Annotated in this window: 15 protein-coding genes; all 15 read left to right on the top strand. The window is 29.5% G+C overall.

Annotated features, from left to right (window positions below; all coding sequences use genetic code 11):
- Positions 1-128: 128 nt before the first annotated feature.
- The 15 genes from ACTG44_RS11010 to ACTG44_RS10940 all read left to right on the top strand — a co-directional run bounded on the left by ACTG44_RS11010 (position 129) and on the right by ACTG44_RS10940 (position 18,837).
- Positions 129-917, top strand: coding sequence for an FAD binding domain-containing protein (locus ACTG44_RS11010; RefSeq protein WP_479920456.1), 789 nt, complete (start codon positions 129-131; stop codon positions 915-917).
- The gene (locus ACTG44_RS11005) at positions 917-1,366 is read left to right on the top strand and encodes a (2Fe-2S)-binding protein (RefSeq protein WP_479916899.1); all 450 of its coding nucleotides are present in this window, start codon (positions 917-919) and stop codon (positions 1,364-1,366) included. Before ACTG44_RS11010 ends, ACTG44_RS11005 begins: the two co-directional genes overlap by 1 nt.
- A 3-nt stretch (positions 1,367-1,369) precedes the next feature.
- Positions 1,370-3,634, top strand: a complete 2,265-nt coding sequence (locus ACTG44_RS11000; protein WP_479920455.1) for a xanthine dehydrogenase family protein molybdopterin-binding subunit — start codon at positions 1,370-1,372, stop codon at positions 3,632-3,634.
- Between the two features lie 140 nt (positions 3,635-3,774).
- A complete protein-coding gene (locus tag ACTG44_RS10995; protein ID WP_021384952.1) occupies positions 3,775-4,083 on the top strand; it encodes a hypothetical protein in 309 nt (102 codons plus the stop codon).
- Positions 4,084-4,366: 283 nt separating this feature from the next.
- Positions 4,367-4,894: a QueT transporter family protein gene (locus ACTG44_RS10990; protein ID WP_479920454.1), complete on the top strand. Its 528-nt coding sequence runs from the start codon at positions 4,367-4,369 to the stop codon at positions 4,892-4,894.
- A 30-nt stretch (positions 4,895-4,924) separates the two neighbouring features.
- Positions 4,925-5,902 carry a helix-turn-helix transcriptional regulator gene (locus ACTG44_RS10985; protein WP_021384943.1) on the top strand — a complete coding sequence of 326 codons (978 nt, stop codon included), beginning with the start codon at positions 4,925-4,927 and terminating at the stop codon, positions 5,900-5,902.
- 42 nt (positions 5,903-5,944) lie between these two features.
- Positions 5,945-6,673, top strand: coding sequence for an FtsZ/tubulin family protein (locus ACTG44_RS10980; protein WP_234781116.1), 729 nt, complete (start codon positions 5,945-5,947; stop codon positions 6,671-6,673).
- Between the two features lie 27 nt (positions 6,674-6,700).
- Positions 6,701-8,635, top strand: a complete 1,935-nt coding sequence (locus tag ACTG44_RS10975; protein ID WP_479920453.1) for an McrB family protein — start codon at positions 6,701-6,703, stop codon at positions 8,633-8,635.
- A complete protein-coding gene (locus tag ACTG44_RS10970; RefSeq protein WP_021384945.1) occupies positions 8,628-9,896 on the top strand; it encodes an McrC family protein in 1,269 nt (422 codons plus the stop codon). Before ACTG44_RS10975 ends, ACTG44_RS10970 begins: the two co-directional genes overlap by 8 nt.
- A gap of 353 nt (positions 9,897-10,249) precedes the next feature.
- Positions 10,250-11,290 carry a sigma-54 interaction domain-containing protein gene (locus ACTG44_RS10965; protein ID WP_021384940.1) on the top strand — a complete coding sequence of 347 codons (1,041 nt, stop codon included), beginning with the start codon at positions 10,250-10,252 and terminating at the stop codon, positions 11,288-11,290.
- A gap of 355 nt (positions 11,291-11,645) precedes the next feature.
- Positions 11,646-12,968 (top strand): uracil-xanthine permease family protein, encoded by a 1,323-nt coding sequence (locus tag ACTG44_RS10960; protein ID WP_479920294.1) that lies wholly within the window; start codon positions 11,646-11,648, stop codon positions 12,966-12,968.
- Between the two features lie 288 nt (positions 12,969-13,256).
- Positions 13,257-14,618: a uracil-xanthine permease family protein gene (locus ACTG44_RS10955; protein WP_021384951.1), complete on the top strand. Its 1,362-nt coding sequence runs from the start codon at positions 13,257-13,259 to the stop codon at positions 14,616-14,618.
- A gap of 73 nt (positions 14,619-14,691) precedes the next feature.
- The gene (locus tag ACTG44_RS10950; RefSeq protein WP_479920452.1) at positions 14,692-16,086 is read left to right on the top strand and encodes an amidohydrolase family protein; all 1,395 of its coding nucleotides are present in this window, start codon (positions 14,692-14,694) and stop codon (positions 16,084-16,086) included.
- A 61-nt stretch (positions 16,087-16,147) separates the two neighbouring features.
- The gene (locus ACTG44_RS10945; RefSeq protein ID WP_021384954.1) at positions 16,148-16,618 is read left to right on the top strand and encodes a (2Fe-2S)-binding protein; all 471 of its coding nucleotides are present in this window, start codon (positions 16,148-16,150) and stop codon (positions 16,616-16,618) included.
- Positions 16,619-16,620: 2 nt separating this feature from the next.
- Positions 16,621-18,837: a xanthine dehydrogenase family protein molybdopterin-binding subunit gene (locus ACTG44_RS10940; protein WP_479920451.1), complete on the top strand. Its 2,217-nt coding sequence runs from the start codon at positions 16,621-16,623 to the stop codon at positions 18,835-18,837.
- Positions 18,838-18,841: the final 4 nt, after the last annotated feature.

Here is an 18,841-nt window from a genome sequence, read left to right as displayed (position 1 = left end):
TAGTCATTTTTTATGTAGAACTAATTTACAGAATTTACATATGGGATATATTTATTATCAAAATTTGTTGAAGCTATGATATAATTAGTTGTATTTAAAATAAGAATAGCAAATAAGGGAGGAAATTTATGTTTACGGTTATGGATATTGTACAGCCAAATACAGTAGAAGAAGCGTACTCAATTTTAAATAAAAGAAAAACTAATCAGGTGATTGGTGGAAGTGCTTTTTTAAGAATGGGGAAAAAAAGAATAGGGACAGGAATAGAATTATCTAATTTAAATTTAGATTATATAAAAGAAGATGAAGACTATATTGAGATTGGTTCTATGACTACTTTTAGAACATTAGAGATAAGTCCAATAATCAAAAAAAATTTTGGACAAATAATAGAGGATTCAGTTAAAGATATAATAGGAATCCAGTTTAGAAATGTAGTAACGGTTGGAGCTACAGTATTTTCTAAATATGGTTTTTCTGACTTGATAGTAGCATTACTTTCATTAGATACAGAAGTAGAATTATATAAGGCTGGAAGGATTAGTCTTGAAGATTTTCTTAATAGAGATTATGAGAAAGATTTACTAATTAAGGTATATATAAAGAAGACAAATAAAAATGCTTCTTATAAATCACTGAGAAATGCAAAGAGTGATTATCCTCTCTTAAATGTATCTGTATCAAAATACATGGGAAAATTTAAATTATGTGTAGGTGCAAGACCTCAAAAAGCTATGATTGCAAAACAAGCTAGTGAATTCCTATCTAATAATGAAGTTAATGAAGTTAATATAGATAAAGCAATAGAAATAGCATCAGAAGAATTAACTTTTGGTTCTAATATGAGAGCATCTAGGGATTATAGAAAAGCTATGAGTAAAGTACTTTTAAAAAGAGCTATAATGGAGGTTATTTAATGTTAGTGAAGCTTAATATAAATGGAAAGAAAAAAAGTGTAGATATAGAGCCAGAAGAATATCTAGTTGATACTTTGAGAAAAGTTGGTAATCTGAGTGTAAAAAGAGGTTGTGACACAGGATGTTGTGGTCTCTGTACAGTTTTAATTGATAAGAAACCTACATTATCTTGTGCAACATTAACGTTGAGGGTTTTAAATAAAGAAATAACTACAATTGAAGGTTTAGAAAATGAAGTTAGAGAATTTAGTGAGGTTTTGGTAAAAGAGGGAGCTGAACAGTGTGGTTTCTGTTCTCCTGGTTTTATACTTACTGTACTTGCAATGAAAGATGAGCTTGAAAATCCTACAGATGAAGAAATAAAACATTATCTGACAGGAAATCTATGTAGATGTACAGGGTATATGGGACAGTTAAGAGCTATCAAAACTTATCTGGAGGTAAAGTAGAACATGAATATAGTTGGAAAAGGAATCAAAAAAATAGATGGAATGAGTATCACAACGGGGAAACCTGTATATACAGATGATTTATCAGCAAAAGATGCTTTGGTGGTAAAGATACTTAGAAGTCCTCATGCTTATGCAAAGATAAAAGATATAGATACATCAAAGGCAGAAATGGTCGATGGTGTTGAATGTGTTTTAACATATAAAGATGTACCAAAATCTAGATTTACACTTGCTGGTCAAACATATCCAGAACCATCTCCATATGATAGATTAATTCTTGAAGATGTTGTGAGATATGTAGGTGATGAAGTAGCTATAGTTGCAGCTGTAGATGAAAAAACAGCAATTAAAGCAATGAATCTTATCAAGGTAAAGTATGAAGTACTTACACCTGTTTTGGATTTTGAAGAGGCAATAGGAAATAAAGCTATAGTGCATGATGAAGATAGACATTGTAACTTTGACATAGGTATGCAGAGAGAAAATAATATAGTATCACATCATGATTATACAAAAGGTGATATTGAAAAAGTATTAAGTAATTGTGATATAGTGATTGAAGAAACTTACTATACTCAAGCTCAAGCACATGCAATGATGGAAACATATAGAGCCTACAATTACTTGGACCATACTGGAAGATTGGTTGTAGTAAGTTCAACTCAAATACCATTTCATGTTAAAAGACATTTATCTCGTGCTTTAGAGCTACCAGCTAGTAAAATTAGAGTTATAAAACCTAGAATTGGCGGTGGATTTGGCGGAAAACAAACTGCATGTGTGGAGATTTTTTCGGCAATTGTAACTTTAAAAACAGGTAAACCAGCTAAAATAATTTATAATAGAAAAGAAACTTTCAATTGTTCAACAAGTAGACACGCAATGAGATTAAAGGTTAGATTAGGTGCTACTAATGATGGAATAATAAAAGCTATAGATATAAATGCACTTTCTGATACAGGTGCATATGGAGAGCATGCCTCTACAACTATTGGTTTGGTTGGAGAAAAAACTTTACCAATGTATAATAAAGTTGAAGCAACAAGATTTATTGCAGATGTAGTATACACTAATAAAATGCCAGCAGGAGCACTTAGAGGATATGGAGCTTCTCAAGGATGTTTTGCTGTTGAATCAACTATAAATATGCTTGCTGATAAATTAAACATGGACCCAACAGATTTAAGATTAAAAAATGTAGTAACACAAGGTGAAACTACATTTGCATATGGAAAAACTTTAAATAGTGTGGATTTAGTAAAATGTATAAATAAGGGCAAAGAGCTTATTGGATGGGATGAAAAATATCCTTGTAAACATCTTGATAATGGAAAAATTAGAAGTGTTGGTATGGGAATTACTATGCAAGGGTCTGGTATACAAGGTCTTGACAAGTCTTCAGCTGAAATTAAATTAAATGACTGTGGAGATTATACACTTATGATAGGTTCTACTGATATGGGTACAGGAAGTGACACAATCCTAGCTCAAATGGCTGCTGAAGTACTTGAAACAAGTATCGAAAATATAACAGTCATATCAGCTGATACTGACTTGGTTCCATATGACCCAGGTTCATATGCTTCAAGTACTACCTATGTAACTGGTATGGCAGTAGTTAAAGCTGCTCAAGACTTAAGGGGAAAAATAATTTCTGCTGGAGCAACTAAACTGGGTGTTGATAAAGATGAAGTAGAATTTGATGGTGTAAACTTAACTAGCAAAAAAGGTAGTACATTATTGTTTGATATAGCAGTAGATTCTACAATTGGACCAGATACTAATCAATTGATAGGTTTTGCTTCTCATGGTAGTCCAGTATCTCCACCTCCTTTTATTGCTGGTTTTGCAGAAACTGAAATCGACAAAGAAACTGGTAAGGTTGATTTAGTAGATTATGTAGCTATAGTAGATTGTGGAACAGTTATAAATAAAAATCTAGCTAAGATACAAGTGGAAGGTGGAATTGTTCAAGGAATTGGAATGGCACTATTTGAAGAAGTTAGATATACAGAAAAAGGTAGTATGGATACAAATACATTTATGCAATATAAGATTCCAGCTAGATGTGATATTGGAAATGTAGAAGTAGATTTTGTTGAAACTTATGAACCAACAGGGCCATTTGGTGCTAAGTCGGTTGGAGAAGTTGTTATAAATACACCTTTGCCAGCAATACAAGAAGCCGTATTTAATGGTGTTGGTGTGAGAATAAATACACTTCCTATTACACCTGAAAAAGTATTTATGGCTATGAATAAATAATTATTTATGAAGATTTTAGACTAGTTTTACATGTTAAACAACCAGTTATGTCATACCTGTTGAAAGATATTTAATAAGTAGTTATTATAATATTATGAATTTTACTTATAAAATATAAAATTAACTAAGGGGATGATGTTTTGGCTGGAAATCTAAATAACATGAGAGCAGTAAATAATTTTAGAGGAGATAAAAACATTTTAGAATGTTTAGTCAGCTTTGAGGGTCGTTCGATAAGTCAGAGAAAAGTAAGAGTGTTTTTTAAGGAAAAGCAAAACCAAATAGAAATTGACTTTGCAGAAGAGGAAATTTCTAAACTTGTTGAAAATGTTGTTTTAAATACATCATATCAAGAAATGCTGTATGATGAGATAGAAAAACAATTAGAAATTGATTGTGTAGGTACTTGGATGATATTATCTAAATTAAAAGATAGCAGAGTTCATTGATTTTGACATAAATTATTAGAGCCTAATTTTAAGGCTCTTTTTTAATGTTTTTATAGAATAATAGAAAATTAAAATTGAATTTGTATACAATAATTATAACATATATTTAAAATATAGCTATTTGAGTTTATATGTATCATATTGTATAATATAAATTGAATTAATAAAATAGTTCGTTAAAATAATTTGTTTATATAAAATAACTGTTTAAGTTTATAGAATTTGTATAAAATAAAGTTATATTATTAATTTTTAGCAAGAAAATTTTTACTAGGAGACAGATATGAGAAGAAAGAGTATTAATATAGCATTAACAGCAGTTGTTACAGCAATTTATGCGGTTTTAACCCTGTCATTGGGATTTATAAGTTATGGTCCAATACAATTTAGAGTAGCAGAGATTATGATGCTTTTAGCGTTTTTAGATAAAGGATACATAGTAGGTCTTACATTAGGATGTTTTTTAGCAAATGTTATAGGTCCATACGGTGTACCTGATATAGTATTTGGGACATTAGCTACATTTATAAGTGGGAGTTTGATTTATTTTACTAGAAAAATAGGTGGACAAAGTAAGGGTACATTGATTATAGCTTCTATATGGCCAACTATCGTAAATGCAGTTGTAGTTGGATTGATGTTAAACATATTTTTTGGACTTCCTTTGATTTTATCTATGATACAGGTAGGTTTTGGAGAATTTGTGGTTGTGACAGTAGTTGGAGTACCATTTTTTAGTTTTTTAATGAAAAAATATAAGAATGTCATTGATATTAAATTTAAAAAAATACACTATCATTTCATAGATTAAGATTAGTATTAATAATGAGGGGGATTTTATTTGTCAAAGATAAAAAGATTAACTGATGTTTGGACATATATTAATGATAAGCAGAAGTTTACAATTAAAGAGTTGTCAGAAGAGTTTAATCTTTCAACTAAGACTATTCAACGATACTTGACAGAATTAAACGAAATGGGACTTCCAATTCAGACAGAAAAGGGTAGGAATGGAGGGTATAGGGTTTTAAATAATAGCTATATACCTCCTGTTGTATTTACAGAAATAGAAGTAATGTCTATCTTCTTTGCTCTTAAATCACTTCAAATTTATAAGTCAATGTTGATAGATAAAGAAATTGATTCTATAATAAGAAAAATAAGTTATGAGCGTAAAAGCAGTATAAAAGAAGGGATAGATAATATAAAAAGTTATATTGAGTTTATACCTAATGAAGGAAGGTATAAAAGTAGTGATATAGTTGAAATTTTTAGAGCTTCCTCAGAGTCCTGCATTTTAAATATTAAATATAAGTCTGGAAATCAATTATTAGAGAAAAATGTATGTCCTATGGGTATATTTTTAAAGAGGTGTGTGTGGTTTACACCTGTATATGACTATGAAAGTGATAAGATTATATTAATTTGTATGGAAAATGTGATTGAATTTAAAAGGATAGGTAAGAGTAAAAAGAAAAATATAAGTTTGAAAGAGTGGATAGATACAGTATATGTGAAAGCATATGAAAATATGTCATTTACTAAAAAATTTGGTGAAAGTATTAAACTATGTGTACTATTAACTAAAGAAGGTATATCCAAAATAAAGAATAATTCTTACGATTTAGATGTGGGAATAAAGGAAGATGGTAGTGGTATAATTGATACATTCATAAAGCAAGGTGAGATAGATTGGTATGTATCTACTTTATTTTCAATAGGTAAAGATGCAAGAGTGATAGAGCCAAAATTTATAAACAAATTGCTTTATAACAAGGCTAAAGAGTTAAAATATTTTTTTGAAGAAAATATGTTATAATATTTAAAATGTTAAAACCAAATAATTATTAAGGAGATATGTATGATAATGGAAGATTTTAATAAGAATGCTAAGATAATTGGTATTGGAACTGAAGGTATTAATATAATAAATGAAATAGAAGAAAAAATAAAAGAAAATGTAGACATAGAAAGAATTAATATAAATCAAGAAGTTGAAAAAGAATATGTCAGAAGCCTTTTAGATGGAGTAGAGATATTATTTTTAGCATATTCAACTGAAGACAAACAAAGTAGAGAGATTATAAAAGCTATTTCATATATGTCAAATGAAAGAAGAATTTTATCTATAGGAATGAATTGTTCAGAGAAGGAAAATAAAGAAGATTTAGAACTTGGGAGAGAATTTAAAATCAATAATGATAATATCTTTAAATTTGTTGATTTAATGAATATTATGATAGAGTCTATTTCGGATTCCTGTATGATAAATATAGATATAACCGATTTAAAGGAAGCTATTATAGGAGATAAGGGAATTAAGTATTCTTTTGAAGAATTTGAAGATACAAAAGAATATAGTGACATAGCCAACGTTTTATTTGAAAAAATGGAGTATTTAGGTGAAGAATTCATAAACAAAAAAGGCATTGTATTTGTTGAAGGAAATATGGACTTTTCTCTAGTAGAATTGAATGATTTAATAAATAATATTCAAAGTAAAATAGAAGAAAAATATGAAGTGATATTTTCTTTATACTTAAAAGAAAATTTAGACGGAAAGATTAAAGTTGCTTTGTTGTATAATTAGTATGTTTTAGATATTAAGGAGAAAGATATGTCTGAAAATATAAGAGTTACAGAATATTGGTTAATGGAAGAATTTTTTTATCAGGAAACAGATACACCACAAGTTTTTAGAGAAGAAAGTATAATTGCACTTGGTTTTGATATAAAAATAAATTTAAAAGAAGTACTCAATATGGGAAAAAAATCAGAAAAATATATCAATGACAACTGTAATGACAAAGACTTTATAAAAAGGTTTATGTCAATTAAAAAGGGTGATTACTTTTTATATAAGGCATATCAAAATATAGAAGAAAAAATTAAATGTAGTGTATCTATTGGTATAGTTGAAGAAAGCTTTGAAAATGGTTATGAATTAAGTCATATTTTGGGGCATACATTACCAGTAAAATGGATGTACAATTTTGATACAGTTTCAAGTTGCAAAGCATATACAAGTGAGTTTTATAAATTAAGTAATGATGATATTAGTTCATACTTAGAAATTATTAAGTTACAAGATGAGAAATCATTGAGAAAAATGATAGAAGCGAGTGACAATAATAAATGGTATCTAAAAAACTATTATTATAAAAATGTAGATAAATGTATAGACAATGAAGAGCTATTTATTCAGCCTACTAATATAGAGCAATTAGAATATCTGAAAAATATAAATACAGATGATTATATCTTATTACATAATAGTGAGAAAGTAATCTGTGAGAATGACCATACAATGAAGAGTATATTTGGGGTATGTCAAGTCATGGAAGGATTCGATAAAGAGAAGATAAGCATTTTAGAAGGTGGATATTATCTACCTGTTAAGTGGATAGAGTATGAAAAAGAAAATATAGATGGGAACGCTTGGGTTATATTTGAAAATAATAGTTTAGTTGAAAAATACACAAAAAGGTTTGCTAATAAAATGCCTTTAAATACTATACTTTATGGCCCCCCAGGAACTGGTAAAACATACAATGCAAAACAAATAGTTTATAATCTGATAAATGAAACTAATTTAAAAAATCGAGATTATATAAGTAATGTAAATTATAGAAATAATGTGGAATTTTGTACATTTCATCAATCATATGGATATGAGGAGTTTATAGAAGGGCTAAAGTCTGATGGTAAGGGAAATTTCAAACCAGAGGATGGAATATTAAAGGATATATCTATAGAAGCATGTTATGATGCATTGAAGTTTGAAAAAAAGTTGAATCTTGAGTTGGAAAAAAATAATTTGACTTTAGAAGAGATAAAAGCTAGAAAAAAGAAATTGATATTAGAAAATATAGAGTTTAGTGACAGTTTTAATTTTGAAGAATCAGAAAGCTATATTTTAATAATAGATGAAATTAATAGAGGTAATATATCTAAAATATTTGGTGAGTTAATAACATTACTTGAGGAAGATAAAAGACTCACTAAATCAAATCAAACTATTGTCAAGTTACCATATTCAAAAGAAAAATTTTCTTTACCTCCAAATTTGTATATAGTTGGAACTATGAATACATCAGATAAATCAATAGCGCTCTTAGATATAGCTTTGAGAAGAAGATTTAGTTTTGAAGAAATTATGCCAGATTATGATTTATTGTCTACTGTAGATGGTATAGATGTTAAAAATATGCTATATACAATTAATAAAAGGATAGAGTTTTTATATGATAGAGACCATGTTATTGGACAAGCTTACTTACTTAATGTAGATAATATTGATGATATAGTGTTGGTATTTAGAAGTAAAATAATACCACTCCTTCAAGAGTATTTTTATTATGATTCAGAAAAAGTAGGTCTTATTTTAGGTGGTATAGGAAAAGATGAAAAAGATAAATATATTGTTTACAAAGAAGAACTTATGGCCTCTGAATTGTTTAAAAAAAATAATACATCTGTGATTGAAAATAAAGTTAACTATTGTATAAAGCAAAACATATCTAGTGAGGAGTTAAAAAATATATATGAGTAAAAATATATATGTTAAAGAAACTTATGAATGGATAAGAGTAGGTAATGGTGAAAATGAGCTTACAGAAATTGAATATGAAAAATTGCTTAAATATATAGATAATAATAATGATGTATTAAAGAGTAATATAATAGATATTAAGTACAAAAAACTTAGATTTATAAACTATGTAGGTATCATATGCTTTGAAAATGTAATACTTGAAGTACTTCCAAAATTGTCATTAAGTGATAATCTTGTAAAAGACAGAGAAATGTTATTACAGATGCTTTCTATATGTAATAAAATTCCAATTATAATGAATGAAAGCATAAGATTAAGTTTAAAAAATTATAATCTTTTAAATTTCTTTGTTATGTATTTTATTGAAAATATGCAAACACAAATTAAAAGAGGAATTCACTTTGAATATGTAAATAAAATAGAAAATTCAAATGTTATAAGAGGTAAAATATTATTGAGTACATATGCAAGAGAAAAAGGTATCTCCCCAATGAAAATAAAATGTGAGTACGATGAATATAGTGAAAATAATTTCTTGAATCAAGTTCTTAAAAAAGCATGTGTATCTATTTTATGTAGAATAAATGATAACTTAATTCAAAGTAAGATTAAAAAAATTTTGAGTTATTTTCAAAATGTAGACCTAATTTATGTAGATAAAGAAAAACTATTAGATTATAAATTTTATAAAAATAATGATAGATTTAAAGATTGTTATTTGTTGGCTAGGCTTATACTTCTAAATTTATCTATGGATAATAGTCAAAACAATCAAGAGGCCTTTTCTATATTATTTGAAATAAATACTTTATATGAAGAATATATAGGTGTCTTAATAAAAAATATATGGGATAATTCATTTAGAGAAACTTATATACAAGATAAGAGTAAATTTCTTTTAAAAAATGAACAAACAGGAAAGAAAAATTTTAATCTAAGACCAGATATAGTATTATATGATTTAAAAGATGAATATGAAATTATAATTGATACAAAATGGAAGGCTATTGAAGTAGATTCAAATGTTTTTTATAGGTCAAGTGATATATATCAGATGTATGCATACATAACAACCTATGAAAATGCAAAAAGATGCATATTGTTATATCCTTGTATTCAAAAGGATAAAAATTATAGTTCTTGGAAATTATCAGAATCATTTAAAGGTAAATTTATAGAAGCAAAAACTGTGAGATTAGATGATGTGAAAAACACAAAAGATGATTTGAAAAAAATAATTTTTAATTATAAATTTTAGAAATAAGAATTATAAAAATAATAAAAATACTTTAAAAAAGGGTAAATATGATTCTATACGTATAGAAAAATTTCTGATGTATAGAAAAAAATTTATAAAAATCTTAAATTTAAAATTTTGAAAAGTATTTATATGTAAAGTGTGGCATTCTAATTGCTTGTTTAATATAGGATGTGCGTAAGATTAAGAAAGGTATATCTACTAATTTGCGATTTGGGAGATATACTTTTTATTAATCTTAACTTGAAAAATAAAATATTATTAAATTATAACTAAACTTTTCTGTTATGATATAATTAAATAGATAATTTGAAGGATTATTATATAGAATACTTATTTGGAGTTGATATTTTATGGATAAACACAGTGATTCAGTAATGTATGGTGGAATGGAAGTATACAATATTTGGGGGACAACAACAGTAGACTCTATAATTGGAGATTCTGATGTAATGCGTGCTCTAAAAAATAGAATTCGCAAAATTGGAAATAGTGATTCTACTGTAGCTATAACTGGAGAAAGTGGTACTGGAAAAGAGTTAATAGCAAGGGCCATTCATCTCGCAGGAAACAGAGGGAATAAAACATTCGTTGCTATAAACTGTGCTGCTATACCAGAACCTCTACTGGAAAGTGAACTTTTTGGATATACAAAAGGAGCTTTTAGTGGAGCAGATTCAAAAGGTAAGATTGGTAAATTTGAATTGGCTAATGGTGGAGTTGTATTTCTAGATGAGATAGGAGATATGCCAATTCAACTACAATCGAAGTTATTGAGAGTGTTACAGGAAAAAAAGTTTACGAGAATAGGCTCAAACGAACTGATTGATATAGATGTTAGAATCATATCAGCTACTAATAGAGACTTATTTGAATTGGTTAAAGAAAATAAATTTAGAGAAGACTTATACTATAGATTAAACGTAATACCTCTAGAGGTACCTCCACTTAGAGAAAGAGGAGACGATATACAAATACTAATAAATAATTTTATAGATAAATATTCCAGAAAGATGAAGAAAAATGTGTACCATATAGAACCAGATGTAGAGCAAATGTTGCTTAAATATCCTTGGCCAGGGAATATTAGAGAGTTGGAAAACACTATAGAATTAGCCTTAAATCTCCTTGAAGAAGATGGTATAATACATAAAGGTATAATAAATAGAAAGATAATTGAATATTTTAAGCTAAACAATATAAATATAAAACTACTTGAGGAAAATGACTATGAGATAAGTATGGAACAAGAGATACTTACGCTTGAAGAGTTTGAAAGAGCATATATAAAGAAAGTGTTGAAGTTTTATGGTAATGATACTAAGTCTAAAAAGTTAGCTGCTAAAAAACTTGGAATATCATTAGCCACTTTATACAGAAAAATAGATGTATAATAATTAACTTTTTAATTCTCAATTCTAAAATTTGAAATTATAAAATTGATAAAAAACACTTGGAAAATAATTTTCCAAGTGTTTTTTTGTGTAATAGTATTTTATTATCCAAAAATAAAAAAAATTTAAAAGAATTAAAAAAAATAAATGCTTTATCAAATTATCAAATACTAACAAATATAATAAAATTTATATGTGTAAAACAATTCTGTTAAAAAATTGGCATTATAATTGCTTCATAGTAAATTGAGATGACAAAATAAAAAAAGAAAGGATGTTGTATGAGATAATAATAACTGTCATTAAAAAATAGTTGGGAGTGATAACCTTGAGTAAATATCAAAAAAGTGTTTCTATGTTTGATATTGATGGAAGGCCACCAATTTTAAAGTGTCTGCCACTATCAATGCAACATATATTAGCAATGATAGTTGGAACTGTTACAGTACCTATAGTCGTAGGAGGAGCTGTGGGTGTTAGCCCTACGCAAATAACGCTTTTAGTCCAATATGCATTAATAATAGCTGGCATATCGACACTTATACAACTATATCCAATAGGAAATATTGGTTCAAGATTGCCTATAATTTTTGGAGTTGGATTTACTTATGTACCAACACTTGTAGCAGTTGGAGGAAATTACGGACTAGCAAGCATTTTGGGTGCACAACTAATAGGGGGAGTTGCTACAGTATTAATAGGATTATTTATAAAAAAGATAAGAAGATTTTTTCCTAATATAGTTGCAGGAACAGTAGTTTTTACAATTGGATTATCTTTATATCCTATAGCAATAAATTATATGGCAGGTGGTGTAAATAGCCCTACTTATGGCTCTATGCAAAATTGGGCAGTAGCAGCTATAACACTAGTGGTAGTTATAGGTCTTAGTCAATTTGCGAAAGGGTATGCAAAATTGGCGGCAATATTTTTGGGAATTATAGTTGGATATTGTGTATCTTTAGTTTTGGGTATAATAAATTTTGACCCTATTAGAGAGGCAGCTTGGTTTGCAGTACCTAAACCACTTGAATTTGGATTAGAATTTGATATGCCTGTAGTAATATCAGTAGTAATTGTAAGTATAATCAATGCTGTTCAAGCAATTGGAGATTTATCAGCTACTACAATGGGAGGTATGGACAGGGATATTACAGATAAAGAATTATCAAGTGGAGTAATAGGAAGTGGAATTTGTACTATGATAGGAGCTTTGTTTGGAGGTTTGCCACCATCATCATATAGCCAAAACGTGGGGATGGTAGCTATGAACAAAGTAATAAGTAGATTTGTGCTTGGAATAGCTGGTATATTTATGTTATTGTCGGGGTTTGTACCTAAATTTGGTGCATTAATGACTACTATACCATATTCAGTTTTGGGAGGAGCTACAATATCTATATTTAGTATGATAACAATGACAGGTATAAAGTTAATTATTACAGAAGAGTTGTCATCAAGAAATATTACCATTGTTGGTTTGGCAATTGCTTTAGGCATGGGAATAACATCAGTCCCAGCAGCCCAAGAAGCATTTCCTTCATTTGTAAAGTTAGTATTTGGAGAATCTCCAATAGTAATTGCAACATTGGTTGCATTCGTTTTAAATCTAATAATACCAAATAAAAGCCTAGAGGATGAGGCTAAAGAAAGAGCTGTTATGGAAGAGGCCAATTAAGATATGATAATTTGAAAGGGTTGTTTAAATTATTTATTATGAGATTGTTAGATTATTTTTGATAGCTATTCATTTTAATAAAAAATTTATCAAAAAAATGTATACCAGACAATTAATATTTATTCAAAAAGAAAATCGGGGAGGGTATATTTGTTAATTTTTTATAAAAATAGCTCAGTTTAGCTGTGTTTATCGGTTGAGCAATAAATTCATGGTCATAAAAATATTTATAGAAAATAATTATAAAAATATTTAGTCAAGATATTTATGTATGGGAGGATTTATTTTATGAAAACACGTAATACTTCAAAATATGATGTCGATGGGATACCACCACTAAAGGAATCAATACCTTTAGCTTTACAACATCTGTTAGCAATGATAGTAGGAAACATGGTACCTGCGATATTAATAGCAAACGTGGTAGGACTTAACCAGGGGCAAGCGACAATGTTGATTCAAGGCTCTATGTTAGCAGCAGGTTTGGCAACGTTTTTACAATTATATCCAATACCTTTATTTAAAGGATTTAAGTTAGGTTCAAGATTACCTGTAATGATGGGAATGAGTTATGTATTTTTAGGAGCCTGTCTTTCAGTAGCAGCTAAGGATGGTTTAGCAGCTCTATTTGGAGCACAGATTGCTGCTGGGGTAATCGTATTCTTTGTAGGATTTGGAGTTAAGAAAATTAGACATATATTCACTCCAATAGTTTCTGGAACAATAATAGCATGTATGGGACTTGGATTATTTGCAACTGCTATAAAGAATTTAGCAGGTGGAGAAGGGGCAGAAACGTTTGGAAGCCCAGTAAACTTTACAGTAGGAGTTATAGTTGCTTTTGTAATAATAATGATAAATAAATACGGTAAGGGTCTAGTAAAAAATTCTTCAATATTAATAGGAATATTAGTAGGTTATGCTATATCTTTAGTTTTAGGATTGGTTGATTTCTCAGCAGTTCAAGGAGCAGCTATAGTATCTTTACCAACACCAGCAGCTTTCGGATTAGAGTTTAGACCAGAGTTAATAGTAATGTTTACTATTATTTACATAATAGGTATAGCTGATATGATGGGTGCATGTACAATAGCTACAATAGGAGCAATGGATAGAGAGGTAACTGACGAAGAGTTATCATCAGTTGTTTTAGGAAATTCTATAACTTCTATAATTTCATCATTATTTGCAGCTCTTCCAACTGGAGTATTTAGCCAAAATACAGTAATAGTATCTATGAATAAAGTTACAAGTAGATTTGTAATAGCACTTGGCGCACTTGTATTGTTACTAGCAGGAATATCTCCAGCATTAGGTGCAATAATGACAACTATACCATCTTGTGTTGTTGGTGGAGCAACGTTAGTTGTATTTTCATCAATAGCAATGTCTGGTTTCTCTATTATGAGTATGGATGGATTTACTGAAGAAAACAATCTTATAGCAGGAGTATCTATAGCAACAAGTATGGGTCTTACAACTGCACCACAAGTTTTAGACCAATTCCCAGCAACAATTGGAACTGTCCTTGGAGGGTCAAGTATAGTTTCTGGAGCAATAATAGCTATATTACTTCAAACATTATTTAAATTAAAATCAAGTAAAAAGTCTGAAAACGTTACTTCAAACCTTGAGGAAAATATTGGATAAATGTATTAGATATGATATGAGAAAGCCATATGATAAAATGTTGTAATGAAAGTATTAATAAGGGGGATTTAAGATGATTGATATACTAATAAAAAATGCAATAGTTGTTACAGTTAATAAAGGTAGAGAAGTCATATTTGATGGAGCAATAGCTATTCAAGGCGACAGAATTTTAGATATAGGAAATACAGCTGATATTGAGCCAAAGTATCTTGATGCTAAAAAGGTTATAGATGCTAATGGAAAAGTGATATTCCCTGGTTTTATAAATACTCATAACCATTTATTCCAAGTGTTATTAAAAGGTTTAGGTGATGATATGGCACTTCATGAGTGGCTAAATACAATGATGTTTCCATCAGCAAAATTCTTAACAGAGCAAGATACTTATGATGCTGCAATGCTTGGATGTATGGAAGGTTTAAAAAGTGGTATAACTACAATGGTTGATTATATGCATACACATAATAGACCAGGTCTTACAGATGGAATAGTAAAAGCATATAAAGATTTAGGTATAAGAGGAGTTGTAGGTAGAGGCTGTATAGACTTAGGTATTCATAAAGAGCTTATAGAAGATGTGGAAACGGTTGAAAAAGACTTGAGAAGGGTATTTGATAAATATCATAACTCAGAAAATGGAAGAATAAAAATCTGTGTAGCACCTTCTTCAATGTGGGCTATATCTGAAGAAATGGGTAAAATGCTTTGGAATATAGTTAAAGAATATGACTCATATTTTACAGTTCATATATCTGAAACAGAATTTGCAAGAACAGCAACAAAGGATATACATGGAGAAATCGATATAAAATTACTTGAAAAATGGGGTATAGTAGGTCCAGAAGTTGTAGCAGTACACTGTGTATGCGTAACTGATGAAGACATGGAAATGCTTAAAAAGTACGATATAAAAGTTTCTCATAATGTGGCAAGTAATATGTACCTTGCTTCTGGGGTTGCACCTGTTCCAGAAATGTTAAAGAAAGGTATAAATGTAAGTTTAGGTCTTGATGGTGCAGCAAGTAATAATGCACAAGATATGATAGAGCTTATGAAACTAACAGCTTTACAACATAAAGTAAATAATTGTGACCCTCTTGCTATTTCTGCAGAAAAAGTTCTTGAAATGGCTACAATAGAGGGAGCAAGAACTCTTAGAATGGAAGATGAAATAGGTTCTTTGGAGACTGGAAAAAAAGCTGACTTAGTAATATTTAACTCAATGCTTTCTCCAAAATCAATACCTCTTCACAATCCTGTATCGACTTTGGTATACTCAGCTAGTATGCATAATGTAGAAAGTGTCCTAGTTGATGGAAATATAATACTTGAAAATGGAAAAGTAACTACAATCGAAAGTGAAGAACAAGTATTATTGAATGCACAACATGCAGCAGAAGAATTATGTAAGAGAGCTAATGTAACTAATAGAATGGAAGGGCATAAGTGGAATAGCTTATACTAATATTAAAATGAGATTGTAATAATATTCTATTACAACATTAGTTTATCTGTAGGAGGAGAAAATGGAAAAAATAAAATTAAATATTAATGATTACATGTATGAAATAGAAGTTGAAAAGAGTGAAACCCTTTTACATGTACTTCGTGAAAAATTAAATCTAACTGGAGCGAAACAAGGTTGTAATAGTGGCAGTTGTGGAGCATGTAAAGTTTTGATAGATGGAGTTGACGTTAAATCCTGTAAACTTCTTGCAAGAAACTGCGAAGGTAAAGTTATATACACTATAGAAAGTTTTGCTAATGGAGAAAATCTTCATCCAATACAAGAAGCTTTTATAGAAGTTGGAGCTGTGCAATGTGGGTATTGTACTCCTGGTATGATTATAACTACACAAGCTCTTTTAAATAGAAATGCATCTCCTAATGAGGATGAAATTAGAGAGGCCTTTAAAGAAAATCTCTGTAGATGCACAGGATATGTGAAAATTATAGAAGCTGTAAAATTATCTGCAGCTAGATTAGGGGGTAGATAATTATGGAAAAGGTAATAGGAAAATCATACCCTCTAAAAGATGCAGCTTTAAAAGTCACTGGTCAAATGAAATATGTGGCTGATATGAAACCACAGAATGTGCTTCATGCTAAAATGCTTTTAAGTCCTGTAGCACATGCAAAGATAAAAAGTATAGATATAAGTGAAGCAGAGAAAGTAGTCGGTGTTAGAGCTATAGCTACTCATCTTAATACATCACAAAGAAAATACAACGGTTCTTTGAGATTTTATGAACATAATATACCTGAAAACGAAGTTATATTTTCAGATACAGTTAGATTTGTTGGTGACCGTGTTGCAGCAGTAGCAGCAGAAACGCCAGAAATAGCAGAGAAAGCTGTAAAGCTTATAAAAGTAGAATATGAAGAATTACCAGCTGTATTTACTATACAGGATGCAATAAAAGAAAATGCTATATGTATACATGGGGATTCAAATATAGTTTCCCAAAACAACATAAATGGAGGAGATGTAGAAAAAGGATTCGAAGAATGTGATTATATATTTGAAGATGAATACTCTACTCCAGCGATACATCATAGTGCAATAGAGACTCACAGTGTAATTGCACACTATGATTATAATGATAAGCTAACTGTACATACACCTTGCCAAAATACATTTGGATTTAGAATAATACTATCTCAAATTTTTGGGATGTCACTAAATAAAATAAGAGTTATAAGACCTGCTATTGGAGGTTCATTTGGTGGAAAATTAGAACTTACAATTGAACCAGTAGCAGCAGCATTATCAAAAATGACTAGAAGACCAGTTAAAATGGTTCTTACAAGAAAAGAATCTATGATATCAACAAGAACTCGTCATGGGTCTTTTGTAAAATTAAAAACTGGTGTAAATAAAGATGGAGAAGTAATAGCACAAGATATAAAAATATATACAAATACAGGAGCTTATGCATCAAGTGCTTTAAATGTTATAGGTGCACTTAGCCATAAAGTATTTAAGGTTTATAAAATACCAAATATAAAATTTACTGGAATGCCTGTGTATACAAATACACCAATAGCAGGAGCTATGAGAGGATATGGTTCACCTCAGATATTTATGGCTCAACAGGCTCAATTTGCTAAGATAGCTAAGGAAATAGGTATGGATTTAGTTGATTTCCAAAATAAAAATGCAGTAAAGCCAGATGATGTTGATATAATTTTCCATGGTTCTCTTGGAAATCCTAGAGTACTGGATTGTATAGAACAAGGTAAGAAAATGTTTAAGTGGGATGAAAAGAAAAATCTTCCAAAAGAAGAAGGAAAATATTTAAGAGGTATAGGTATGGCAATAGGTGCACATGGTAATGGAGTTTTTGGTGCACATAGGGACGTCGTTACATTGACTCTTAAATTAAATGAAGATGGTACATTGACACTACTTACAGGAGCACATGATATGGGTAATGGTGTTGTAACTATGCAAACAATGATGGTAGCTGAAGTTTTAGGAATAACACCTGATAAAGTTGATACATTTGAAACTGACACTGATGCATGTACATTCAATCTTGGAGATTATGCGAGTAGAGGTGTGTTTGTAGAAGGTGGAGGAGCTAAAAAAACAGCAGAAAAATTAAAAACACTTATATTAGAAGAAGCAGAAAAACTACTTGAAACATCAAGAGATGAATTATATTTAGATGGTGGATATGTAATTAGTAAGCTTGATGAAAATATCAAAGCATCATTATCTGATGTTGCAGTATATAGTCAAAGTAAGTCTTTAAGAGAATTGACTGTTGTTGAAGACTATTCTTCTCCAGCTGGACTTACTTCATATGGTGTACATTTTGCTGAAGTTTTAGTAGATAAAGAAACTAAGGATATTAAAGTGGTTGATTTTGTAGCTGTACATGATGTTGGTAGAGTTATAAATCCTTTAAACTTAGAAGGTCAATTAGAAGGTGGAATTCATATGGGTCTAGGTTACGCATTAAGTGAAGAGTTGGCATTTGATGAGCAAGGTAGACCTAAAGCTACTGATTTTAAAACATATAAATTATTTAGAACTGTAGATATGCCAAAGTGTCAAGTTGCATTTGTAAATGGTTATGAAAAAGCTGGACCTTTTGGTGGTAAGAGTATTGGAGAATGTGCTGTTGTACCAGTTGCACCAGCTGTTGCAAATGCAGTATACAATGCAACTAATGTAGAAATACATTCATTACCAATAAAATTAAAGTAATAGA

Source organism: Clostridioides sp. LIBA-2809 (genome assembly GCF_056688965.1).
Note: the sequence above shows the minus strand (reverse complement) of the source record. Positions and strands in the feature narration are given on the sequence as shown.